Here is a 22,772-nt window from a genome sequence, read left to right as displayed (position 1 = left end):
GCGACCGTCCGGCCCGTTGACGAAAGGGCACTCGCGTGACTTGCACCTCCCCTTCCTCCGGCCCCGCGGCAGACCCACGCCGGCCCGAGGCATCCCCCGCCGTAGTCCGACGCCCGGCGGCCTCGTGGAGGCTGGGCGCGGGCATCGCCGCGGCTGCGCTGCTGGCGGCCGTCTGTCCGGCGACCGCCGTGGCCGCGCCGGACACCGCTCCAGCGCCGCGACTCGCCTGGGCAACGTGCGCGGACGGTTTCGAATGCGCGACCGCGCGGGTCCCGCTCGACCACCACGACCCGCGCGGCGCCGGCATCGACCTCGCCGTCATCCGGCACCCGGCGGACGACCAGGCCCACCGGATCGGCTCGCTCTTCTACAACCCCGGCGGCCCGGCCGTTGCCGGCACCGTGGCCCTGCCCCTGATGCTCGGCCAGTTCCCCGAACAGGTGCGCAAGCGCTTCGACATCGTCAGCTTCGACCCGCGCGGCACCGGCGCCGGCGCACCCGTCCAGTGCTTCGACAACCCCGCCGACGAGCAGGCCCTGCTGGCCGGCACGGCCGCCGGCTACCCCGAGGGCACGGAGCAACAGACCACCTGGGCCGACGCCTACCAGCGCCTCGCCCGGCAGTGCGCGGCCCGCAACCCCGACCTGCTGCCGCACATCTCCACCGCCAACGTGGCCCGGGACATGGACCTGCTCCGCCGCGCGGTCGGCGACCGCCGGCTCAGCTACCTGGGCACCTCGTACGGCAGCTACCTCGGCGCCACCTACGCCAACCTGTTCCCCGATCGGGTGCGCGCCATGGTCCTCGACAGCGCCCCGGACCCGGTGGCCTGGTCGACCGGCCGCGGAGACCAGGCCACCACCACGGGCACTCTGCTGCGCAACGGCAGCGACGTGGCCGCCTCCCGCGTCCTGGACGCCTTCCTCGACCAGTGCGGCCAAGCCGGCACCCAGACCTGCGCCTTCTCCGCCGGGACGGCCGCCGCCACCCGGGCCAGGTACGGCGCGCTGCTTCAGCGCCTGCGCACCCGGCCGGTCGCGGTCAACGGCATGACCTACACCGCCGGCACGGCCCTGGAAGCGACGATCTTCTCGCTCTACGCCACCAACCCCGCCCCGGGCATTCCCGACACCGGCTGGAGCCACCTCGGCACCAGGCTCCAGGCGCTGTGGGCCGCCACCGAGGCCCCCTCCACGCCGGGCACCCCGCTGCCACCCGTCCTGCGCCAGTCGCCGGACCAGGCGCTCGCGGTGGTCTGCTCGGACAGCGCCAACCCACCCGCCCGCGCCGACTACCCGGCCCTGGCCGCGTCCGCCCGGGCCCGCTCCGGCGAGGCCGGCCCGTACTTCGCCTGGACCGACGAGCGCTGCGCCGACTGGCCCGCCCGGGACCGCGACCGCTACGACGGCCCCTGGAACCACCCGACCGCCCGGCCGGTGCTGGTGGTCGCCAACACCGGTGACCCGGCCATGCCGTACGAAGGGTCCCGCGCGATGGCCCGCTCGCTCGCCCGCGCGCAGCTGCTGACCGTCGACGGCTACGGCCACACCGTGCTGGCCAACCCCAGTGACTGCGCCGCCCGGTACGAGACCCGATACCTGATCGACGGCATTCTGCCCGCCCCCGGTACGGTCTGCGCGCCCACCGAACCGCCGTTCACCGGCTGATCGCACATCCGCTCGGCGCGCCACCCACCCGGGGTGGCGCGCCGGACGCCCTCCGAAGGGCTGGTCAGCCCGCCTCCAGGGCCAGCGACTCCGGCCGCGACAGCGCCCTGCCACGCTCCCAAGCGGCCCGGAAGCCGGCCTCCCCGAGGGCCTCTGAGCAGCCGTCCAGGACGGCCCGCAGGTCCGGATCGCCCGCGTCGTGGGCCCCACGCAGGCCGTATGCCGCGCCCAGCGCCGCCGCACCGCGCGCTGCCTCCCCGCGCGCGAGGCAGTACTCGGCGAACCCCTCCAGGACATCCGCCCGCACCGGCTGGTCGCCGCTGTCCGCGGCCAGCCGCAGGGCACGGCGGTGCAGCGGGCCGGCCACGTCAGGCGCGCCGCGCCGCTGCTGGGTGCGGGCCAGGCCGGTGTGCAGCAGGGCCAGCAGGTGCAGCCGCGCCGGGGCGCCGGGCCCGGTCGCGGGCAGTTGCTCCAGCCGCCGCAGCACCTCATGCTGGCCGTGCAGCGCCGCCTCCAAGTCCCCCTCGCGTCGCGCGAGTTCGCCGAGCGCGTAGTGAGCGGCGGCCTGCTGCTGCAGGTCCCTGGCGCGTTCGGCGATGGCCAGCGCGCGCTCCAGGTCGGCCCGGGCCGCGGCCGGTTCGCCGCAGCGAGCCCGCAGCCGGCCCGACAGCAGCAGCGACAGCGGCGCCTCGCCGGAGCCCCCCATCTCGGCGTCCCGTTCACCGGCCTCCGCCAGCGCCGCGAGGGCCTCCTCGGCGGCGCCGGTGACGGACAGCAGCGCGGCGAGCGTGACCAGCGCCAGGGCCAGCCCCCAGCGGTCGCCCACGGCACGGAAGCCGTTGACCGAGGTCCGCAGGCAGTGCTCGGCGTGCCCGATCCGGCCCGCGCTCAACTCGACCCGGCCGAGCACCAGATGGGCGGCTGCCCGCATCCACCGATCGGGGTGCTCGGCGTACTGCTGCGCCGTCGCACCCACCGCGTCCGGCGGCCCCGCCATGGCGAGCAGCAGCGCGGCGGCCAGGGCCACCGGGTGATCGGCCTGCTGTGCCGTGACCAGTGCCGCGCCCATCGCTTCGGGCGGGATCACGGCGTCACCGGTCTCCCGGAGCGGGGAGGTGAGCTGGGCCAGGACCACGCACCGGGCGTGCGCCTGCTCCAGACCGGGCGGCGGAGTGAAGCCGTGGGCAGCGAGAACGGCCGCCGTCCGCTCACCGGCCTCACGGCCCTGGCCGCGCATCAGCCAGGGCCAGGCCCGGGCGGCCGCCAGTCGCAGCGCGTGCTCCGGCGGGCCGACGGCGACCGCCCGGTCCAGTGCCGCGTCCAGGTTGCCCTGCTCCGCGTCCAGCCGGGCCAGCCGGCCGATCTGGCCGTCCGTCCGCAGCAGGGATTCGGCGTTCTCGGCGAGCCCGACGAAACAGCGCAGGTGTGCGGCACCGGTTCGGCCCTCCTCGCCGGCTTCGACGAGCCGTTCCGCGGCGTACGCGCGAACCGTCTCCAGCAGCCGGTACCGCACCGCCCCGGACTCCCGGTCGGCGGATGCGAGCAGGGGTGTGTCGACCAGGGACTTGTCGACCAGGGAGGTCAGCAGGTCCTCGACGGCCATCGGGTCGGGCGCCGGCCCGTGCGGCCAGTCGCCCGCGCAGACCAGGTGCGCGTCGGAGAGGGTCATCCCGCCGGCGAACACCGAGAGCCGTCGCAGCAGCACACGCTCGTCCTCGTCGAGCAGCTCCCAGCTCCAGGCGACGACGGCGCGCAGCGTGCGGTGGCGGTCGGGGCCGGTGCGGGGGCCCCGGTCGAGCAGCCGGAGCCGGTCGTGCAGCCGGGCCGCGACCTGGCCGGGGCTCAGGGCCCGCAGCCGGGCCGCCGCCAGTTCGAGGGCCAGCGGCAGGCCGTCCAGTTCCTGGCAGATCCGGACGACCGGCTCGACGGTGTCGTGGTCCAACGCGAATCCGGGACGGGCTGCGGCGGCCCGCTCGGCGAACAGGGCGACGGCCGGGTGCGCGAGCGCCTCCCGTATGGTGGCGCCGGGCGCGGGTACGGCGAGCGGCGCCACAGGCCAGAGCTCCTCGCCGGGGACACCGAGCGGTTCGCGGCTGGTGGCCAGCACGGTGAGTCGGGGCGCGGCGGCCAGCAGGCGGTGCGCCAGCAGGGCCGCGTCCTCGATCAGGTGCTCGCAGTTGTCCAGGACGAGCAGGACGTCACGTCCCTCCAGGGCTCGGACGATCCGCTCGACGGGGTCCCCGGACTGATCACCGGCGTGCAGGCCGCCCGCCAGCACCCCGGCCTCCGCCGGGCGGCAGACGGCGGCCAGCACGACCCGGGCCGCCGAGTCCGGGCCGTCGGCACCCGCGAGCTCGGCGAGCCGCACGTCCGTCGCGGGCGGCGCGGCTGCCGCGGCCGCGACCGCCAGCCGGGTCTTGCCGACACCGCCCGGCCCGGTCAGCGTCACCAGACGGGAGCGACGCAGACGCTCCCGAACCTCCGTCAGGGCCTCGTCGCGCCCGACCAAAGCGGTGAGCCAGGTGGGCAGCGCTGCCCGCCCGGCCGGGAACCCGCCCAGAACCGGGGCCAGAACCGGGGCCGGGGCCGGAGCCGGGGTCGGCGTCGGCGACTGCGCGCCGGACAACACCCACAGGTGGACGTCCCGCAGTTCGGCGCACGGGTCGGCGCCCAGTTCCTCGGCCAGCGCCCGCCGGGTCCGGTCGAACACCTCCAGCGCCGCCGCCTGCTGCCCGTCCGCGTGGAGCGCGCGCATCAGCCGGACGGCGGCCCGCTCGCGCAGCGGGTGGGTGACGCACAGTGCGGTGAGCTCGGCAACCAGCCGCGGCAGAGTGCCGGCCTCGCCGAGGGCGAGCAGGGCGTCGGCCCGGTCCTCGACAGCCGACAGCCGCAGCTGCGCCAGCCGGGCCGCCGGCGCGGCGGTGAATCCGGCGCCCCCGGCGTCCGCGAAGGGTGCCCCGCGCCACAGTTCCAGCGCCCCGCCCAGCAGCGCGACCGCCTCGGTGAAACCGCCCGCCGCCAGCGCCGCCCGCCCCGCCGCCGCCCGACGCTCGAAGTCCCAGGCGTCCACGCTCACCCGGGGCAGGTCGAGCAGGTACCCGGCGGGGTGCGAGCTGATGACGGGGCGGTCGGTGCCCAAAGCCCGGCGGAGCCGGGAGACCAGGGACTGCAGGGCGCCGGCCGGTTCCTCCGGCGGGGTGTCCTCCCAGAGGTCGTCCACCAGACGCTCCCGGGTGACCACGCGCCCGGGGTCGAGCGCCAGCCGGACCAGCAGCAGCCGGAGCCGGGCCCCGCCGATCTCGAAGGCCGTCCTGTCCTCACCCCGTACGACCTGCAGCGGCCCCAGAACCTTGATCCGCACCCCGCCCGCTCCTCGCTCAGCACCACCGATCAATCAAGATCATTATCCCGATGCCCGGGCGGCGCCCGACGGCGGTGCCGCGCCCGAGGGCGCGTCAGGCCGTCGCCGGGCGGCCCAGCGGCAGCAGGTACTGGATCGGCTCGTCCAGGTCGTCGAGGCCGAGGAGTTCGTGGGCGAGGTCGTCGTAGAGGCCGCCGAGAGGGGTGGTGCCGAGGCCGAAGGCGGCGGCGGTGAGGAGGAGGTTCTGGGCCAGGTGCCCGGTCTCGACGAGCCCGAGGCGCAGCGCGCGCAGGCCGTAGCGGCGGCGCAGGTGGGCGAGGTCCAGGTGCAGGGCGAGGACGGCGGGGGCCTCGTCGACGGCGATGTGCTGCGGGTCCGAGTCGGGGAGGGTGAGGTAGTAGGACAGCGCTCGGAGCTGGTCCGGATCGGGCGCCGGGCCGATCGGGCGCAGGGAGCGCAGCGCCGGGACGCACTGGTAGGTGCCGGAGGGCAGGCCGTCGACGGCGAGGGCGACCAGCCGGACCCGGACGGCGTGCATGGCGCCCGCGCTGGGGTAGGGGCGGTGGCCCGAACCGCCGTCCGGCGCGTACGCGGACCAGAGCAGGCCGCCCAGTTGACCGGCGGTGAGCGGGCCGGTCAGCCGGCCCCGCGTGGAGCGGCGCGTGCGCAGCGCGTCGGCGAGGGTGACGGCCGGCAGCGGGTCGGCGGACAGGGGAAGGTCGCCGGGCCACGGCCGCGGGGGCTCGGCGGGCGACACGTCCGGCAGTGCGGTGTCCTCGGGGCGTCCGACCTGGAACTTGCTGTCCTCCAGGTACTGGAGGTCCGGGGCGCGCCGGTCGTCGGGGAAGAAGGTGAAGGGCCGGTCGGTCTCCAGGAGCGTTCGGCCGGCGAGCCGGCAGACGGCCCGCTCCTCGTCGGGCCCGATCCCCAGGCGGTTGAACAGCATGTGCAACTGTGAGGCCCACACCCAGCGGAGCCGCTCCTCGGCCCCGTCCGGCGCGGTGGCCCGCATCCGGGCGTCGGCGTCGGCGACGGCGGCCGACCAGTCGGCGAGCCAGGACGTGGCCGTCCCGGCGTCGAGTGCCGTCCGCAGGGCCCCGGCCCTGCGCGCGAGGGCCTGCCGCTGCCGGGCGAACACCGCGTTCACCTTGCTGTGCACCGCGAGCCCGGGCAGCGGCCGGAAGTCCGTCACCCAGCGCCAGGAGGCGGAGTGGCGCCGCAGCCAGCGGGCGGCGGCCAACTCGTCGAGTCCCAGGGCGTGGGCGGTGGTGTGCGCCAGGTCCAGGGCGAGGGGCAGCCGGGCGCCGGGGGAGGCGTCGAGGGCGCGCAGGGCGTGGACGGCCGTGCGGGTGGAGCGGGTGAAGAGTTCCTCGGCGATCGGCAGCAGCGCGGGACCGCCGTAGCGTTCGGTCTCGGGTTCGTACGGGACGGCGGCGACCTCCCCGTGGCGGGCCGTCCACGGGCCGTCGGGCGGAGTGTGCAGGGACGCGAGCCGGGTGAGTTCGCCGGCCAGGGCGCCGGGGTGCGCGTGCGCCCCCCGGAAGCGGACGCGCAGGTGCGGCCCGCCCTCGCCGTAGCGGATGAAGAACCAGTCCTCGCCCGCGAGTTCGTCCATCAGCGGCGCGAGGTCCGCCGTGACGAAGGCGTCGGTCCCGCGTTCGGGCAGCGGCAGGGTGAGGTGCAGGCTGTGCCAGTGGGCGGCCGGCGGCTGTCGGGTCGTCATCGGGTCCTTCCCGGACGGCAGGGGGAACGGGGGGAACGGGGCGGAACGGGGCGGGCCGAGGGGCTACGGGAACGGGTGCGGGTGCAGCGGCAGTTCGTCGTGGCGCAGCGGGCGCGGGGTGCGGCCGAGGCGGTACGGGACGTCCAGCAGGCGCGGCAGGCCGTGGGTGCGCCGGTTGGCCTCGCCGAAGGTCATCGGGAGCGTTCCGGGCACGATCACCTTGACGCAGTACAGTCCGAGCCGGTCGCGTACCCCCGGTTCGTCCTGGCGGACCACCACCACTTCCAGGCCCTCCCCGGCGAGTCGGTCGACCGTCCGCTCCAGCAGTCCGGTGAGGTCGCTCACCGGCTCGGGGGCGGGCCAGCGCTCCTGCCAGGGCACGGGGGGCGGGCCCGCGAACAGGAAGTCCAGGCGCGGCTGAGCCTCGGGCAGGGTGTTGAGGCCGACGTGGTCGTCCAGCACGGTCACCAGCTCCGGCCGCTCCAGCATCGCCCGCAGGCGCCGCGGGTCGCGTGCGCCGCCGGGGGCGGTGGAGCGGCGGGGGGCGTTCTGGACGTTGGTGACCACCTCGGCGACGGCGGAGCGGATCGCCGTCCTCGGGTCGTGGTGGGCGCCGGCGGCGAGCAGGACGCGCGGGGCGTCGGGGTGGGTGCCCCGGTAACGGCAGACGGCGATCACGGCGGGGATGCCGAGGTCGTCGGTGGCGTCGAGCAGGGTGAGCCGGTAGCCGAGCAGGTGGGCGCGGTCGGCGAGGTCGGCCGTCTCCCGGTCCTCGGTGGGGACGGCGACGGCGGGCAGTGGGGTGCGCGCGTACCAGGCCATCAGGAAGGCGTCGCGTTCGGCGACCTCGAACAGGCCGTAGAGCGCGGCTTCCTGCGGGCTGTTGCCCAGCCCGCAGCCGTTGGAGGTCTCGTGCGCCACGCGCGGGCGGTCGCGGCCCGGCGGGTCCCAGTAGGCGAGGTGCTCGGGGACGGCGGTCGGGCGGTCGTGGGTGAGGGACCATCCGTGCACCCAGTCGAGCACCAGGTCCGGGGTGTACGGGACGGTGGTGCGCGCGGGGTGGTCGCCGGGGTCGGGCAGGCCGAGCCGGACGGGGTCGAGGACGGCTCCGGGCCCGTGCTCGGCCACCAGGTCGGCGTAGGAGGACCGCAGGGCGCCGCGGCGGCCGAGCGGCCGCATCCCCGCGAGGCGCTCCACGCTCTCGAACAGGGCCACGCGCTCGCTGGAGCGGAAGTCCGCCGCCCGCCCGTACCCGCCGTCGTCCTCCAGGCGGCCGTCGGTGACCAGGGCGGTGGTGAGGGCGAAGGCCGAGTCCTCGGTGCGGTAGAGGCCGCGGACCGGGCCGAAGCGTTCGTCGTGGAGTTCGGCCCGCAGCCGCTCGGCGGTCGTACGGCCGTTGGCGCCGCGCAGTACCGCGGGGTCGGGCAGGGGGAGGGGCTCGGAGGGCAGGCGCGCGGCGTCGGGCGTGTCCTCGGGCAGCGGGTGGCAGACGGGGCAGCCGCCGACCGGGCGGACCCGGTGGGTGGACCAGGTGGCGCGGTCGCCGTGGACCAGGTGGACGGTGGCGTGACTCGCGGCCTCGGGTGGCCCGTCGCCGCCCGGACCGGCGGCGTCCGGACCGGCTGCGGCCTCGGCCAGTTCGGCCGCGAGGGCGAGCACCGCCTCGGAGAAGGCCGGAGTGCCGGTGCCCGCGAGGGCCAGGACCGGGCTCTGCCAGGGCACCCGGCCGCCGGCGGTGGCGAGGCGCTGGTACTCGGTGCAGCTGAGGCAGGCGGGCGAACCACGGTGGAGGACGGGCCCGACGACGGTCAGCGCGCCGTCCTCGCGCACGGGCACCAGGCGGACGGGGTGCGCCAGCGCGTGGCGGCTGAGGCGTTCGGCCAGGCCGAGGGTCCAGCCGGTGAGGTGGACGACGGCGGTGCCGCTCGTGTGCGCCAGGGCCTGGTCGGGATCGAGAACGGGGAGGTCGGTCATCGGCCGTCTCCCGCGGGCACGAGGACGGTGAAGCCGCAGCCCTCCAGGGCGTTGGCCAGGGGGCGGGCGGCGCAGGTGCCGGGCCTCCAGGGGGCGGTGAGCAGGCCGGTCAGGCGGGCCAGCTCGGCCCGCAAGTCCGGTTCCCGGTCGGCGAGTCCGGCGAGCCAGCGGATCGTCCAGCCCTCCTCCACCCAGGCGGGGAGCCGCTGCCCGGCGGCGGCCAGCGGGGCGACGGCGCCACTGGCAGTGGTGTGGTGCGCGGTGGACAGTCCGAGGTCACGGACCGTCAGCCGGGAGAGGGCACCCAGGGCGGCGACGGACACCGCGTCGGCGGGCCCGGCCTCGACGGACCGGGCTCCTTCCACGGTGGCCAGGAAGGCGTGACCGGCGAGTCGGCGGACCGTGACGCCGGCGTCACGGCCGAGGCGCCGCGCCAGCGCCGCCACCCAGTGCGCGGCCTGGGGATGCTCCCGCCACACCGCCGCGGGCAGCGCCGCACCGCCGCCGGGGACGGCGAGGGCGGCGCGCCGCAAGGCCCGGCCGAGGGCGTGCCCCGGGTCGGCGCCGACCGTGGCCGCGACTCCCGGATCGGCGGCCGCGAGATGGAGTTCGGCGGACCGCAGGGCACCCGCCAGCCGCGCGAGGTCGGTACGGGCGGCCCCGGCCACCAGGGTCCCGGACGGTGTGCGGCAGGCGGCCAGGGCGACGGGCGACTGCGGAAGTTCGCCGGGGGAGGGTGCGTCGAGCACGCCGAGCAGCGGGTCGCCGAGCGCGGCGACGCGGCGCAGCGCCGTTTCGAGGTCCGCGGGCGGCTCGGCCGCGGGCCCGGGCGCCGCCGCCCAGGGGTGGTGCTCGGCGCGGGGCGGGCGGGCCCGGGCGACGAGGACGGAGGGCCGACCGGCGAGCAGCCGGGGGTCGTCGTCCGGGTCGCCCGGGTTCGGCAGCCCGGCGACGGCGCAGAGCAGGCGCTGGGCCGTCGCGGCGGCGAGCAGCAGCGGGAGCGTCCTCGGCGCGGAACCGCCGCTTCCCGGGCCGTCGCCGCTCGGGCCGGGGCCGTTGTTGCCGTCGCCGCTCGGGCCGGGGCCGGAGCGCAGGCGGTCCGCGATCGCGGCGAGGTCCGCGCGGGTGCGCTCCGGATCGGCGGGCGCGGTGACGAAACCGCCGTCCGCTTCGCACTGCATACCGACCGCCACGGGCGGATCACCCGCGACCACCAGCACCTGTCCGGCGGGCAGCGCGGCCTCGGTGACGACCGGCGCCGCCCCGCCCCGGGCCAGGGCACGCGCCACCGCGCGGGCCGGCTCGCCGTCCGGGTCCGCCGAGGCCACGACCGGGCACGCGGCGGCGAGCGCCGCCGCCGCGTCCCCCGGACGTTCGGCCACCGAACCCGGCCAGGGCGGCGGTTGCTCGCCGTCGGGGTGCTCGACCAGCAGGCCGTGCGCACGCAGGTGGGCGGTGACGGTCGCCAGCGCCGCCTCCACCCTCGGGTCCCCGGCCTCCGCCACGTCCTGCGGGCCGGCGCCGAGCCGCGCCGACAGGACTTCCCACAGCGCCGGCAGCGAGCGGCTGCCCTCCAGGGTGAGGCTGGTGCCGCGCCCGCGCAGGTGCAGCCCCTCCAGCAGCGGGGTCACCGCCACGCCCGGACGCAACCGGGTGCGCCCGGTGACCGGTTCGGCCGTCACGCCGCCCCCTCGACCCGGGCGACCATCTGGCCGATGTAGTCCCGCCACCGGTGCCCGGTGAGCTCGGGCACGCTGCGCACGACGAGGTGGGCGGCCAGATAGCGTTCCACCGGGCGGACACCGCAGACCGCGAAGAGCCGGTACAGGGCGTTGGTACTGGTCCGGTAGACCAGGTAGTCGGCGCGGCTGAACAGCGTCCCGGTGGGATCGCCGCGCATCACCATCCGGTGGAACTCGCTGTAACGGGTGCGCAGTTCGAAGTCCCAGCGTTCGGCGGTGGCCCGGTCGCCGAGGGCTGCCGCGCGGGCCCGGTACTCCTCGCCGCGGCTGGACAGGTCCACACCGGCCGCCAGCAGCCGCTGCGCCCGGTCCCAGGCCGTGGCCGACCAGTGCGCCCAGTCCCGCTCCCAGCCGCGCGCACCCCCGGCCGCGATGCGGCCGACCAGTTCCGTGGCCGCGGGACCGCCGCGCTCCCAGCGCTGCTCGAAGGCGGAGCGCAGCCGGCCGTTCGGGTCCTCGTGGGCGAGGAAGTCCTCCAGATGGGAGAGGAAGGAGTAGTGCCCGCCGACCAGCCCGTCCGCGTGCGTGCTCGCGTGCGCCGCCAGTGCCGTGACCGTCAGCTGCACCCGGGCCTGAGCCGTGTCGCCGTGCTCCCCGAGGAACTCACAGGCCGAAGTGATCGCGGGCAGCCCGAGCCGCATCAACTCGTCGCGCAGGGCGGCCGGTTCGGCTCCGAGCAGCGCGTGCGCGGCGGCGGTCGCGGCCGGGTCGGCGGGCGTGACCCGGACGGTGTTGTCCGGCACCAGCGGGCCGTACGGCGGCGCGATCAGCTCGGCCCGCCCGGCGACGACGGCCTCGGCGAGCAGCTGCTCCTCCGTCCGGTCGGCGACGGACGGGTGCGCGGCCGACCACGCCCGCAGCTCCTCGGCGGACTCCTGCGCCACGACGGCCACCCGCCCGGCCGGCCCCTCCAGCCGCAACCGCAGGTGCGGCCCGAACCGCCAGTGCCGCTCGACGTGGGCGTTCAGCCCGCCCGCCGCCGCGCGCCGCGCCAGCGGCAGGACGGCCTCACGCAGGGCGCGCGCCTTGTCGGGCTGGTAGTGGTACAGGGTCACGTCCACAGCGGTCGCGGCCGCGGGGTGGTCGGTCGGATCGTTCGTCATCGGCTCACTCATGGGGTGACTCCTCGGCTCCGCGCCGGTGGAGTGGGCGCGGGACGGGCAGGGGTGCGGGCGGGGGTGCGGGCGGGGCGGTGGCCGGGCGGCGGGCCGGACGGTAGGTCTCCGTGACGAGTTCGACCGTCCGGGACGGTTGCGCCCGTCCGCCGATGGCGGGCAGGGCCTCCTCCAGCAGGACGCCGTCCGGGTGGCGGCCGAGCCACCGGCCCAGGTGCCGGAGGTGGAGCGGGTTGCCGAGGTCGACGGGCTGGGGCTTGGGCGCGCGGAGCTGGATGAGGATGGCCTCGGAGGCCGTGGTCTCCGCGCCCGGGGCCGGCGCGGGGTGGAGGAAGAGCTGCTCGGGCAGGCCGAGGCGGGCGCGCCAGCGGGCGACGGTCGCGACGGGGACGCCGTGCGGGCCGGGATCGGCGCCGAGTTCGGCCCGCAGGGCGTCGAGGACCCCGGACGGGAGGTGCCAGCGGCGGCGGGCGAGGACGACGTGCCGGTGGCGCAGCCGCGGTGTGTGGGTGACGGTGCCGCCGGGGGCGGGCAGGGGCGTGCGGGGCAGCAGCGGGTGGAAGCCCACGATGCCGTTCGCGTGGTCGCAGAGGAGGGGCGCGAGCCGCCGCGGAAGCATGATCGGGGAGAGGAAGCCCAGGTAGAGGACGTCGAGGTACTCGCCGGTGGAACGCAGGCGGACCCTGAGCTGGTCGGTGTCCACGTCGTGGACCAGGTCGAGGTCGGCCTCGGCGAGGCTGGACCAGCGACGGTCCGGCCCGATCTCGTCGGCGACCAGCAGCGGGTGCAGGTTGGCGTTGAAGCCGCCCAGCGGGCGGATCTGGGCGGCCCGCGCGCCCTCGTCGAGCCCGGCGCGGATCTGCCGGGCGACCTCGGCCGCGGCCTGCGGGGCGGTGGCGTCGAGGAAGCGGCTGGTGAAGCGCCCCCAGCCGTAGTAGACGTGGTTGACGCACAACAGGCCCTCGGCCGGCTCCCGTTGGACGAACCAGGAGTAGCTGAGCGGCCGGGCGGCCGTCCAGTCGGGCAGCCGCTCGGCCAGTGCGCACACCCGGTCGGCCGGCAGCACGATCTCGCCGTCCGCCTCGGGGAGGTCGATGAACTCCTTTCGCAGGGAAGCGAGTTCCTCGGGAACCCGGACATCCGCCCAGACGTCGCCGGCGTCGTCGCCGAACTCCCACGGCGTGGAGCAGACGCCGCCGACGCCGTACCGGGCCACGAAGCGGTCCCGGGCGTCCCGGCGGGTCAGGTGGCCGTGGTCGAACAGCTCGGCCACGGCCGTGAGTTCGGCGAGCGCGGCGCGGTCGGCGGCGCCCAGCCGCGGCTGCGGCGGTGCGGGCGCGTGGACGTCCTCGCTGAGGACGTTGAGCGACGCGGGCTCCTCGGAGACGGGCCGGCCCGCGTCGGCGAGCACCCGGCGCCAGTCGGCCGCCAGGGCGGAGAGCGCGGCCGGCCGGCGCTCGGCGGGCTCGGCCGGGTACGCGGCCGTGCCGTCGGCGAGTTCGCGCACCCTGCGGGCCAACTCGGCGTCCTGCGGCCACTGGTGGAGCCAGTCGGCGAGCCGTCGCAGCGGCTCCGGGCCCTGCGGGTCCACCGGCTCGGTCGGCACCAGCAGCCCGGCGTCGAGGAGCCGGTCGACGAAGCGCCGTACCGCCGGGTCCTCGCCGGGGCGCCCGAGGGCCTCGGCGAGTCGTGCGGCGAGTCGGCCCGGCGGGTCGGGGGCCTCGGTGAGGGAGGCCATCACCGCCAGTTCCGGCCGGGCACCGAGTTCGACCTCGTCCTCGCGGGCGACGAGGTAGCGACCCCCGACGAACACCACCCGTGTGCGCCGGTAGTGGGCCCGCCCGGCGTCGACGCGGGCGGCGCTGGTCATCCGGTGCGGCAGGCTCCGGCTGCGCCGGGGTTCGTCGAGCAGGGCGTCGACCAGCGCTCCGACGAGGGCCCGGTTCTCCCGGACGACCGCGCGCGGGGCGGCCTGCGTCTCGTTCCCGGGCGCCTCGTCCGAGGCCCAGCCGACCGCCGTGAACCAGGACAGCGGGCTCGTCTTGCCGGTCGCCCGCAGCGCGTGGCGCAGGACGGCGGCCTCCTCCTTGTGTGCCCTGCCGCCCCGATCCGGGTTCGCCTCCGAGGCGTTGACCACCGCGCGCAACAGGTCGGCGCTGCCCAGGGCGACGGCGCGCCGGAACGCGGGCTCGCGGCACACCTCGGCCAGCGCGGCCCGTTCGGCCGCCAGCGCTGGCGGCACCGCCGCCGTGAGCTCGGCCAGCAGCAGGGCGTGTCGCCGCCTCAGCTCCAGCCAGTCCGCGAGCCGGGGGACCCGGACGGGCAGGTCCGCGAGCCGGTCGAGCTGCGCGGGGCGCGGCGCACGGCCGCTGTGCAGGGCCCGGCGCAGCGGGAGCACGACCCGCCGGTGGAACTCCTCGCCGTGCTCGGCCCGGCTGGTGTACAGATCGTCGCCGAGGGCGGGCCGGAGAGCGGCGTCGGCGGCCTCCACGGCGGTGAGCCGGGCCAGCAGGTCCCGTACGAGGCCGGACGGGGCGGACTGTGCGGCCAGGGTCAGCACCGTGGCGCGCACCAGCGCGTAGGCCGCGGTGACCGGTGGCGCGGGTGCCGATGCGGCCGGGGCCGGGGCGCGGTTGGGCACGGCGGAGGACCTCCGATGGGCGGGCGGACGGGGGAGGGACCCGGCGCGTCCGCACCGGAACGCGCCGGGTCCCGTGGGTGGTTCGCTGGTTCAGTCGCGCGATCCTCAGACGGCCGGCGCCGACGGGTGGATGACGCTGGTCGCCGGCGGGTGGACGATGCTGGTGTTGGAGGAGGAGTTGCAGGAGGTGGAGAGGGTGCCGCTCTGGGAGGAGGCGCCACCCTCCGGCAGCGCGATGCTGTCACGCAGTGCGGTGACGGTCAGCTCGCCCAGGTCGAGGTCGTCGAGCGCGAGGGCGTCCTGCAGCTGTTCGGACATGGAGGTCTCCCGGTTCTCGAAATGATGATGATGACGCGTCGTCAATTCGGCACGTTTTGGAGCGAGTTGGACTGAGCGTACGAGGGTGAACCCCGACAGGGCGGGCGTACCGGGCCAAGGCCGCGACCGGCAGGCCCGAGCGGATGCTGCGGACGTGCGCGGTCCCCGTGGGCGCGCGGCTCGGATCGCTGCGACCCCCCGCCTTGTCCCGCCTGCACGCCGCCCCGTGGGCCGAGTCTAGGTCGCGGCGGGCGCCGCCGAGCCGGACGGCCGGACATTGGCCGGTAATCCGTTCCCGGCCCCGCCCGCGGCCGTACCCCCGGCGGGACGTTGCGGCGCCCGGTTCGCCCGCATGCGTACGGTCGTCCGGTCCGACCGGATCCGGCCCGCACGCCGTCGGTGTGGGCCCGGCCGGAGAGGACCGCCGTCGCGGTCCTGTCGAACGGGCCAGCTCGGCGTCCCGGAAGCGTGCCGTCGGCTCCTCCGTCACACGGTGCCCCGCAGATCCCCGGGGCGGAACCGGAGCACACGCGCCCCGAGGGCCGGGCCACCGCAACGGCACCGCTCGAATCCGGCCAGCGCCCTCACGGCACCGGCCCGGGCTCCTCGGCCGCCCGGCGGGCAGCGCCGCCCCAAAGACGCCTCCCAGGCGCAGCTCCCGAAGTGGATGGCGGCGATCGACGGCTTCACTCCGATCAAGGTCTTTGGCCTGGCGCTGCTGTTTTCGGCGGGCAATCTCAAGAACGCGCCCCTGACCATCGCTGCCGGCGCCTCGATCAGTTCTTCCGGGCTCCCCGTGCCGCAGCAAGTCGGAACGCTCGCGATCTTCGTGGTCATCGCTTCTCTGGGAGTGCTTGCGCCACTCGTCGTCTACCTGGTCATGGGCGAGCGCGCCAAAAGCATCCTGGGGAACTGGCGAGACTGGGCCGCGCAGCACAACATCGCTGTCCTGGCCGCCCTGTTCTTCGTGCTCGGACTCAAGCTCCTGGGCGACGGCATCAGCATCCTCGCCACCTGAGACAGCCGCGCTAGTAACCGTCGCCCTGCTCGATGTGCAGATGGATCGGCCCGCGGAGAACGGGGCTGCGCCGGTACGGCGGCGGGTCGGCGACGAGCCTGGGGCGGTCGAGCCGGCGTGCCAGCTCGGTCAGCGCGATCTGGGTCTCCCGGCGGGCCAGTGGGCCGCCGAAGCACAGGTGGATACCGCTGCCGAATCCCAGGTGCCGGTTGTCACGCCGGTCAGGGTCGAAGCGGTCGGGCTCGTGGAAGCGGTTCGGATCGCGGCTGCCCGAGGCCAGCATCAGCATGATCTGCGAGCCCTTGGGGATGACGGTGTCGGCGACGGTGATGTCGCTGTACGCCGCCCGCCAGGGGATGAGGTGCACGGGCGGCTCGTACCGCAACAACTCCTCGACCAACGCTGTGACGAGGTCGGGTTCGTCGCGCAGTCGCTGCAGCACCTGCGGGTGGCGCAGCAGCGTCAGCATGCCGTTGGTGATGAGGTTGACGGTGGTCTCATGGCCGGCGATGAGCAGCAGGTTGGCGGTGGCGACGATTTCCTCGTCGGTCATCCGCCCGTCGGGGCCGTCATCGTTTGCCAGCCGGGCGAGCAGGTCTTCGCCGGGTCGCCCGTGGCGCTGGTCCACCAGTCCGCCGATGTACTGGCGCAGGTCTTTGCGGGCCTGTATGCCCTTTTCCAGTTTTTCCTTCGGGTCGGTCTTGGGGTTGTAGTCGATCGCGTTGATGACGTCGTCCACCCAGAGGCGGAACCGCGGCTCGTCCTCGTGTGGCACGCCGAGCAGACGACAGATGACGGTCACGGGGAACGGGTAGGCGAAGTCGTCGACGAGGTCGATCCGTTCTTTGCCCGCGAGGTCGTCGATCAGGCTGCCGACGATGCTGGTCAGGTCGTCCTCCATGCCGGTCACCAGCCCCGGGGTGTGCGGGGGGCCGAAATGGCGCATCGCCATGCGCCGCAGGCGGTCGTGCGCAGGTGGGTCGAGGTTGATGAACGCCGGGGTGGTCTGCTCTTCGGCTCCGGCCGTCGGGTGCGAGAGGTTGCGGGTGTCCGAGCTCAGGTGCGGGTTGTGCAGGATGTCGGTGATCTCGCGGTAAGTGCTGATGACGTAGCTGCCGTCCTCCTGCCGTGCCACGGGCGTTTTGCGCAGTTCGGCGTACAGCGGGTACGGGTCGGCTCTGGAGGAGTAGTCGAGGATCCGTTGCAGCGTGCTGGGCGTCTCGGTCGTGGTCATCTCGCTTTCCCTCCTAGCGGTGCTGGTACGCGGCCGTGACGCGGCGCTCGCTCGGGTCGTGGCCGGTGACGACCACGGTGGCGCCCTGGGCGAGCAGAGTGGGGCCGGGGTAGTCGACGGGCACCGGTTTCATGTCGGCGGGCTGGTCGGGGGCGGGGCAGGGAGGCGGGAAGGGCGCGGCCGTCTCGATGAGCGTCTGGTAGTGGTCCAACCACTTCGCGTTGTTGAAGCTCACTGCCGCGGTGACACGGCCCCGGTAGCCGTATGCGGCGACGAAGCGGCGGTCGGGCACCGATCCCTGGGTGATGACCACCTCGTCGGCGAAGGTCGGCACGCCGACGGACTTGATGTTGGCCCCGAACTGGATCGACCAGAAGCGCGGGATCGACAGGTGGGGCCAGCGGTCCGCCTGGCCGCTGACCATGTTGTGCGCCGCGACCTCGGCCTGCTCCACGGCGTTGGCCCAGTGCTCCAGCGAGATGAGCCGGTACTCGTAGATCGGGTTCGGGCAGCGTGCCACGTCTCCGGCGGCGAAGACGTCGTCGGTGACCAGGCCGTTGAGGTCGAGGGCGCGGCAGCCCGTGTCGCAGGCAATGCCCCAGACCCCCGCCGCCAGCCCCGAGCCCTCCAACCACTCGGTGTTGCGAATGCCCCCGAGTGCCACGACCGCCACGTCGGTGTCGATCGTGCTGCCGTCGTCGAAGTGAGCCCGGCGCAGCCGTCCCTGCGCGTCGCCCTCCAGCCCGGTGACCTTGACACCGCAGCGCAGGTCCACGCCGTGAGCGCGCTGCATGTCCGCGGCGACCTCACCGATCATGGCGCCGAGCGCCCCGACCAGCGGCGCCGGCGCGAGTTCGGCGACGGTCACCGGGATCTCCCTTTCCCGGCAGACGGAGGCGATCTCGGAGCCGGTGAATCCCGCGCCGATGACCAGCACCCGGGAGGGTCCGGCGGCGAGTGCTCGCCGGAGGCCCGCCGCGTGCTCGCGCGTTCGCACGACGAACACACCGTCCAGAGCCGCCTCGCTCTCGACGAACCACGGACGGGCCCGGACCCCGGTGGAGATCAGCACCCGGTCGAAGGGCACCTCACGGCCGTCGGCGAGACACACGTGGTTGGTCGCCAGGTCCAGCCCACTGGCGGGCACGCCCAACAGCCACTGCGCGTCGATCTCGCGGCGGCGCGGCAGCTTGGTGTTCTCGGCCGGCACCCACCCGGTCAGTACCTGCTTGGAGAGGGGAGGCCGGTCGTAGGGCTCGCCCGTCTCGTCGCCGATCATGGTCAGCGATCCGGTGAAACCCTCGCCGCGCAGCGCCTCCGCTGCCCGCAGTCCCGCCAGGGACGCCCCGACGACCACGATGCGGCCCTCGCGCTTGAAGGCTTGCAGGTTCTCGGCGCTGGTCATGACGGCGATGCCTCCGCCAGTGCGTCCCGTCCCTCCAACTGGTCGACCAGGATCGCCTGGACGGGGCAGGCCGCCACGGCGCGCAGCACCTGGTCGCGTCGGGCGTCGTCGGGGTTCGGGTCGTACATCAGAGCTTCCTCGCCGTGCATCCGGAACGCGTCCGGAGCGAGGAAGGCGCACTGCGCATACCCTTCGCATCGGGAAAGATCAACGACAACTCGCATCCCGACCTCCACAGGGGCTGCAAGCTGCGGGCCCGGAAGCCCGCGCCATCTCGGCGCAAGGCGCGGCAAGGCTGAGGAGAAAGGCTTCGGCTGTTGCCCACCTCCGCGGACTGCGAGGGTGCGCGCCGCGCCCGTCGGGTCGCCGCAGAAAGAATCCGGTTGTCGCCTACGAGGCGACGGGCGGGTAGTACCGCTCAGAGATCATGACCGTCCTACTGTGAGTACCCTATCCCGTGCACATATCGCCCGCACCCGGCGATTGCCCCACGGGCTGGCGTGGAGCCCACGTCGAGGCCTGGCGGTGTTCGCCCGAGCGGCGCAGTCCGCGCACGGCCGGCGTGTGGGCCCGGCTTCCGGATGGTTCGGTGTCGACAGGAGCCGACAGGACTCACCCGAGGTCCCAGGGTCGGCCGGTCTTGGAGGAGAACCAGCGTGAGCGTAGCCCAGGGGGCCTCGCAGGGCGTCATCCCCACACATCTGTTGCGAAACCAGAAGGCGCTCGTCACCGGAGCGAACTCGGGCATCGGCAAGGCGACGGCCATCGGCCTGGGACGTGCCGGAGCCGACGTGGTCGTGAACTACGTCGCCGGGCGTGAGGAGGCCGAGCAGGTGGTCGAGGAGATCTCCAGGCTAGGAGTGCGCGCGGCGGCGTACGAGGCCGATGTGTCCCAGGAGGACCAGGTCGTCGCGATGATCGAGTGGATGGTCGAGGAGTTCGGGACCATCGACATCCTCGTGGCCAACGCCGGGCTGCAGCGCGACGCTCCGTTCACCGAGATGACGACGGCCCAGTGGCAGAAGGTGTTGGACGTCAACCTCACAGGCCAGTTCCTGTGCGCTCGGGAGGCGACCAAGGAATTCCTCCGGCGGGGGATCGTCCCGGAGGTGTCGCGAGCCGCCGGGAAGATCATCTGCATGAGCTCGGTGCACCAGCTCATCCCCTGGGCCGGCCACGTCAACTACGCGGCCTCCAAGGGCGGCGTGCAGATGATGATGGCGACACTCGCCCAGGAGCTCGCGCCCCACAGGGTCAGGGTCAACGCGATTGCTCCGGGAGCCATCAGGACACCCATCAACCGCGATGCCTGGGAGACTCCCGACGCGGAGAAGGACCTGTTGCAGCTGATTCCTTACGGGCGTGTCGGCGATCCGGAGGACATCGCCCGCGCGGTCGTCGGCCTTGCCTCGGACCTCATGGACTACGTGGTGGGCACCACCCTCTATGTGGACGGCGGCATGACCCTCTTCCCCGGCTTCGCCACCGGAGGCTGACCGCTGGGCGACCCCGGCCGACAGGCGGGACCCCGGCCGGCCCTCAGTCGCGCTGCTGATCGAGGGCATCGTCCAGGGTGGTGGCGGCCATGATCAGCGACAGATGCGTGAAAGCCTGCGGGAAGTTGCCCAACTGCTCGCCACTGGGACCGATCTCCTCGCCGAACAGGCCGACGTGGTTGGCGTAGGTCTGCATCTTCTCGAAGGCGTAGCGCGCGGGACGGATCCGCCCGGCGCGGGCAAGAGCGTCCACGTAGAGGAACGTACAGAGGCTGAAAGTGCCTTCGGAGCCTCGCAGACCGTCCGGGGAGGCCGCAGGGTCGTAGCGATACACGAGGCTGTCCGAAACCAGCGTGCGCTCCATCGCGTCCAGCGTTGACAGCCAGCTCACCGTTTTGGGAGCCAGGAACCCGACACGCGGAATGAGCAGCAGCGAAGCGTCGAGGACCTCGCTTCCGTAGTGCTGCACGAGGGCCTGTTCCTCCTCGTTCCAGCCTCGCTGCATCACCTGTTCGAGGATCGCGTCGCGAGCCGCGGTCCAACGAGAAGCGTCGGCGGGCCGGCTGGTCTCTCTCGCCAGGCGCAGCCCCCGGTCGAAAGCAACCCACGTCATCACCCGGCTGAAGGTGAAGTCCTTGCGCCCGCCACGGGTCTCCCAGACACCCTCGTCGGGGCGATCCCAGGAATCAGCCAGCCAGTCCAGCGTCCGGGCGACGTTCTTCCAGCCGTGATAGCTGCCTCCCATGGCAACCTCATGTGCCTCCGACAAGCCGTACAGTGCCTCCCCGTAGATGTCCAGCTGCAGCTGATCGGCGGCCGCGTTCCCCGCGCGCACCGGATGCGAACCCCGGTAGCCCTCGAAGTGCGGGAGAACCTCCTCCGACAGCTCGGGATCGCCGTCGACGCGGTACATGATCTGCAGCGGCTCGCCCTCGATGCCCTGCCGGGCCTGCAGGCGGTCGCCCAGCCAGTGCGCGAACTGCGCCGCCTCCTCGGCGAAGCCCAGATCGAGCAGGGCACGCACGGACAGGGAGCCGTCGCGGACCCAGGTGTAGCGGTAGTCCCAGTTGCGTTCACCCCCGATCTGCTCGGGCAGACCCATGGTGGCCGCGGCGACAGGCGCGCCGGTGGGCGCATAGGTGAGCATCTTGAGCGTGATGGCCGAGCGGTGCACCATGCCCGGCCACCGGCCGCGGTAGCCGGAGTGGCGCACCCAGCGCTGCCAGAAGTCCACCACGTCCCAGAACCGCTCCATCGCGCTTTCCGGGGTGACCGGCGGCGGGCTGTCACCATCGGACCCTCCGACGGTGAACACCACCGCGGCCACCTCACCCGGCCTCAGGGTCACCGAACCCCGCATGTCCGTACCGTCCTGCTGCAGGGGGAAGGTGCTCTGCAGAGAGGCCGTGACGTTCGGTGCCCGGAAGGTGGCGGTACCGTCCTGCACGTCGAGATCGTGGGTGGCCCGGCCGTAGTCGAAGCGCGGGCGGCACTCCAGTTCGAAGCGCACCGTTCCGCGCACCGCCCGCACACCGCGCATCAGCACATGCCTGTCCGTCGGGGTGCCGGTGCGATCCGGCGGCATGCAGTCGAAGACCTCGCCGACGCCGTCCGGCGACATGAACCGCGTGACCAGGACTGCGGTGTCGGGGTAGTAGAGCTGCTTGCAGGTGGCGTTCCGGTCGTCCGGCGCGAAGAGGAAGTACCCACCGCGGTCGTGATCGAGTAGGGCGGCGAAGACACTGGGCGAGTCGAACCGGGGAGCCGCGAACCAGTCGACGACTCCCCGAGACGAGATCAGAGCAGCGGTCTGCAGGTCGCCAACGAGGCCGTGGTCGGCAATGGGCGGGTAACGGTCCATGATCATCTCGCTTCCCTGTGCCCTGATCCCACTGTCCGCCCTGTTCGACGAGGCCGCCACGGAATGCGGCATGACCTTCGAACAGGGACCGCTGCTGCGCGGGGTGTGCCTCACCAAGTTCCGCCCGGCACCGCCTGCTCCGTGACCTGCGGGCCACTGGTCCCCGAGGCCCCGGTCGAGTGCCAGGCGCAGCAGGGTGAGGGCGTCGGCGGGGTTGGCGGACAGCAGCAGTTCGCCGTCGGCGGCGTCGGCTACCGGGTGGCCGCTGACGAGGGCGCTCCAGTCGCCGAGGTCGTCGTAGACCTCGGTCCAGCCGACCTGGCGGCCGCGCTGTTCGAGGGCCTGGACGCCAGGGGCGCTCGGCCCGGGTGAGGTGGACCGGACTGTCGCCGAGTGTCCGCGTACTGATGTGAGTGACTCGTACGCCGACACCAGGGGGGCGTTGCGCGTGGCCGGAACGAGGATGGCGCTGCCGTACGAGGTGCCCAGGTAGCTGAGCCGGCGGTCGCCGACCGCGCGGCGGAGCAGGTCCATGTCCCGGGCCACGTTGGCGGTGGAGATGTGCGGCAGGTGCGACCGCCCGCGTCCCGCACCGGTGTCCGGCTGCCGTCGTGTCTGCCGGGTGTGGTGGCGGTCTCAATGGCGGCCGCCCGGTGTTGACTCAGCGTGGTGGCGGTGGGCCGGTCGGTGATGTTGCCGGGGCCGGTGTGGTGAGTGCGCTCACACGGGAATGCGGTGTACGACGACGGATAGTAGTGTCCGTTTTGCGCCATTTTGGGAATATTTGGCGAGCGGTCGGAGAGTGTTTGCCCGGGCTGCGAGGGGTCGGCGGGGGCCGGCGCGCTCCGGGCGTCCGCCCCGACGGACCAGCGCCGTCCGCCCATGGCTACGACGGTGGGTCGTAGCGAGGGGGTCTTGTCGGTGACCGGCCCCGCCTGGCAACAATTGCTGCATCAAGCCACACCGGCACCTGTCCCGCCGGTGAACGGCCTACCGCCAAGCCACGCCCCGCGACCGTTCGGCCCCTGTCCGGCCACGGTCCGAAAACGGGGAGTGACTCGGCCCAACCCGATTGAGGTCTGGTTCTACATGCCCGCTTTCAAGCTCCGTATGCGCACCTCCGCCGCGATTCTTGCCGGTGCCGCCGGTGTGACGGCCCTGGGTGCCGCCGTGGTTCCCGCGGTCGCCTCGGCCGCGGACGCCTCTCCGCAGGCCCT

At 74.4% G+C, this 22,772-nt stretch carries 14 protein-coding genes; 3 read left to right on the top strand and 11 right to left on the bottom strand.

Annotated features, from left to right (window positions below; all coding sequences use genetic code 11):
• Positions 1 to 188: 188 nt before the first annotated feature.
• The gene (locus ACIQ87_RS33560; RefSeq protein WP_402414319.1) at positions 189 to 1,667 is read left to right on the top strand and encodes an alpha/beta hydrolase; all 1,479 of its coding nucleotides are present in this window, start codon (positions 189 to 191) and stop codon (positions 1,665 to 1,667) included.
• Between the two features lie 64 nt (positions 1,668 to 1,731).
• Here ACIQ87_RS33560 and ACIQ87_RS33555 read toward each other — a convergent pair whose 3' ends face one another.
• From ACIQ87_RS33555 to ACIQ87_RS33525, 7 genes are all read right to left on the bottom strand, one after another.
• On the bottom strand, positions 1,732 to 5,028 hold the full coding sequence (locus tag ACIQ87_RS33555; protein WP_402414315.1) for an AfsR/SARP family transcriptional regulator: 3,297 nt from the start codon (positions 5,026 to 5,028) through the stop codon (positions 1,732 to 1,734).
• A gap of 94 nt (positions 5,029 to 5,122) precedes the next feature.
• Positions 5,123 to 6,751 (bottom strand): thiopeptide-type bacteriocin biosynthesis protein, encoded by a 1,629-nt coding sequence (locus ACIQ87_RS33550; protein WP_402414312.1) that lies wholly within the window; start codon positions 6,749 to 6,751, stop codon positions 5,123 to 5,125.
• A gap of 63 nt (positions 6,752 to 6,814) precedes the next feature.
• Positions 6,815 to 8,725 (bottom strand): TOMM precursor leader peptide-binding protein, encoded by a 1,911-nt coding sequence (locus ACIQ87_RS33545; protein WP_402414309.1) that lies wholly within the window; start codon positions 8,723 to 8,725, stop codon positions 6,815 to 6,817.
• Positions 8,722 to 10,407 carry a hypothetical protein gene (locus ACIQ87_RS33540; protein ID WP_402414307.1) on the bottom strand — a complete coding sequence of 562 codons (1,686 nt, stop codon included), beginning with the start codon at positions 10,405 to 10,407 and terminating at the stop codon, positions 8,722 to 8,724. Before ACIQ87_RS33540 ends, ACIQ87_RS33545 begins: the two co-directional genes overlap by 4 nt.
• Positions 10,404 to 11,582: a lantibiotic dehydratase C-terminal domain-containing protein gene (locus tag ACIQ87_RS33535; protein ID WP_402414304.1), complete on the bottom strand. Its 1,179-nt coding sequence runs from the start codon at positions 11,580 to 11,582 to the stop codon at positions 10,404 to 10,406. The genes ACIQ87_RS33540 and ACIQ87_RS33535 overlap by 4 nt, the downstream gene beginning before the upstream one ends.
• The gene (locus tag ACIQ87_RS33530) at positions 11,575 to 14,223 is read right to left on the bottom strand and encodes a lantibiotic dehydratase (RefSeq protein ID WP_402414302.1); all 2,649 of its coding nucleotides are present in this window, start codon (positions 14,221 to 14,223) and stop codon (positions 11,575 to 11,577) included. The genes ACIQ87_RS33535 and ACIQ87_RS33530 overlap by 8 nt, the downstream gene beginning before the upstream one ends.
• A 105-nt stretch (positions 14,224 to 14,328) precedes the next feature.
• Positions 14,329 to 14,541 (bottom strand): thiazolylpeptide-type bacteriocin, encoded by a 213-nt coding sequence (locus ACIQ87_RS33525; protein ID WP_402414300.1) that lies wholly within the window; start codon positions 14,539 to 14,541, stop codon positions 14,329 to 14,331.
• A 352-nt stretch (positions 14,542 to 14,893) separates the two neighbouring features.
• Here ACIQ87_RS33525 and ACIQ87_RS33520 point away from each other — a divergent pair, with 352 nt between their 5' ends.
• Positions 14,894 to 15,559, top strand: coding sequence for a GAP family protein (locus ACIQ87_RS33520; RefSeq protein ID WP_402414297.1), 666 nt, complete (start codon positions 14,894 to 14,896; stop codon positions 15,557 to 15,559).
• Positions 15,560 to 15,569: 10 nt separating this feature from the next.
• Here the strand turns inward: ACIQ87_RS33520 and ACIQ87_RS33515 are convergent, their stop codons facing one another.
• The 3 genes from ACIQ87_RS33515 to ACIQ87_RS33505 are packed head-to-tail and all read right to left on the bottom strand — an operon-like array spanning position 15,570 to position 18,422.
• Positions 15,570 to 16,793, bottom strand: a complete 1,224-nt coding sequence (locus ACIQ87_RS33515; RefSeq protein WP_402414294.1) for a cytochrome P450 — start codon at positions 16,791 to 16,793, stop codon at positions 15,570 to 15,572.
• 13 nt (positions 16,794 to 16,806) lie between these two features.
• Positions 16,807 to 18,198 (bottom strand): NAD(P)/FAD-dependent oxidoreductase, encoded by a 1,392-nt coding sequence (locus tag ACIQ87_RS33510; RefSeq protein WP_402414291.1) that lies wholly within the window; start codon positions 18,196 to 18,198, stop codon positions 16,807 to 16,809.
• A complete protein-coding gene (locus ACIQ87_RS33505) occupies positions 18,195 to 18,422 on the bottom strand; it encodes a ferredoxin (protein WP_402414288.1) in 228 nt (75 codons plus the stop codon). The genes ACIQ87_RS33510 and ACIQ87_RS33505 overlap by 4 nt, the downstream gene beginning before the upstream one ends.
• A 432-nt stretch (positions 18,423 to 18,854) precedes the next feature.
• Here ACIQ87_RS33505 and ACIQ87_RS33500 point away from each other — a divergent pair, with 432 nt between their 5' ends.
• The gene (locus tag ACIQ87_RS33500) at positions 18,855 to 19,694 is read left to right on the top strand and encodes an SDR family oxidoreductase (RefSeq protein ID WP_402414285.1); all 840 of its coding nucleotides are present in this window, start codon (positions 18,855 to 18,857) and stop codon (positions 19,692 to 19,694) included.
• A gap of 43 nt (positions 19,695 to 19,737) precedes the next feature.
• On the opposite strand, the gene ACIQ87_RS33495 is transcribed toward ACIQ87_RS33500, so the two are convergent.
• Positions 19,738 to 21,555 carry a glycoside hydrolase family 15 protein gene (locus ACIQ87_RS33495; protein ID WP_402414441.1) on the bottom strand — a complete coding sequence of 606 codons (1,818 nt, stop codon included), beginning with the start codon at positions 21,553 to 21,555 and terminating at the stop codon, positions 19,738 to 19,740.
• Positions 21,556 to 22,772 lie beyond the last annotated feature (1,217 nt).

It is taken from the genome of Kitasatospora sp. NPDC096204, from assembly GCF_044763205.1.
In the GTDB taxonomy this organism is placed as follows: Bacteria; Actinomycetota; Actinomycetes; order Streptomycetales; family Streptomycetaceae; genus Kitasatospora.
Note: the sequence above shows the minus strand (reverse complement) of the source record. Positions and strands in the feature narration are given on the sequence as shown.

Coding starts and splice junctions, on each gene's coding strand:
- ACIQ87_RS33550 (WP_402414312.1), bottom strand. CDS start 6,751: ATGACGACCCGACAGCCGCCGGCCGCCCACTGGCACAGCCTGCACCTC.
- ACIQ87_RS33545 (WP_402414309.1), bottom strand. CDS start 8,725: ATGACCGACCTCCCCGTTCTCGATCCCGACCAGGCCCTGGCGCACACG.
- ACIQ87_RS33535 (WP_402414304.1), bottom strand. CDS start 11,582: ATGAGTGAGCCGATGACGAACGATCCGACCGACCACCCCGCGGCCGCG.
- ACIQ87_RS33525 (WP_402414300.1), bottom strand. CDS start 14,541: ATGTCCGAACAGCTGCAGGACGCCCTCGCGCTCGACGACCTCGACCTG.
- ACIQ87_RS33520 (WP_402414297.1), top strand. CDS start 14,894: ATGCGTACGGTCGTCCGGTCCGACCGGATCCGGCCCGCACGCCGTCGG.
- ACIQ87_RS33515 (WP_402414294.1), bottom strand. CDS start 16,793: ATGACCACGACCGAGACGCCCAGCACGCTGCAACGGATCCTCGACTAC.
- ACIQ87_RS33510 (WP_402414291.1), bottom strand. CDS start 18,198: ATGACCAGCGCCGAGAACCTGCAAGCCTTCAAGCGCGAGGGCCGCATC.
- ACIQ87_RS33505 (WP_402414288.1), bottom strand. CDS start 18,422: ATGCGAGTTGTCGTTGATCTTTCCCGATGCGAAGGGTATGCGCAGTGC.
- ACIQ87_RS33495 (WP_402414441.1), bottom strand. CDS start 21,555: ATGGACCGTTACCCGCCCATTGCCGACCACGGCCTCGTTGGCGACCTG.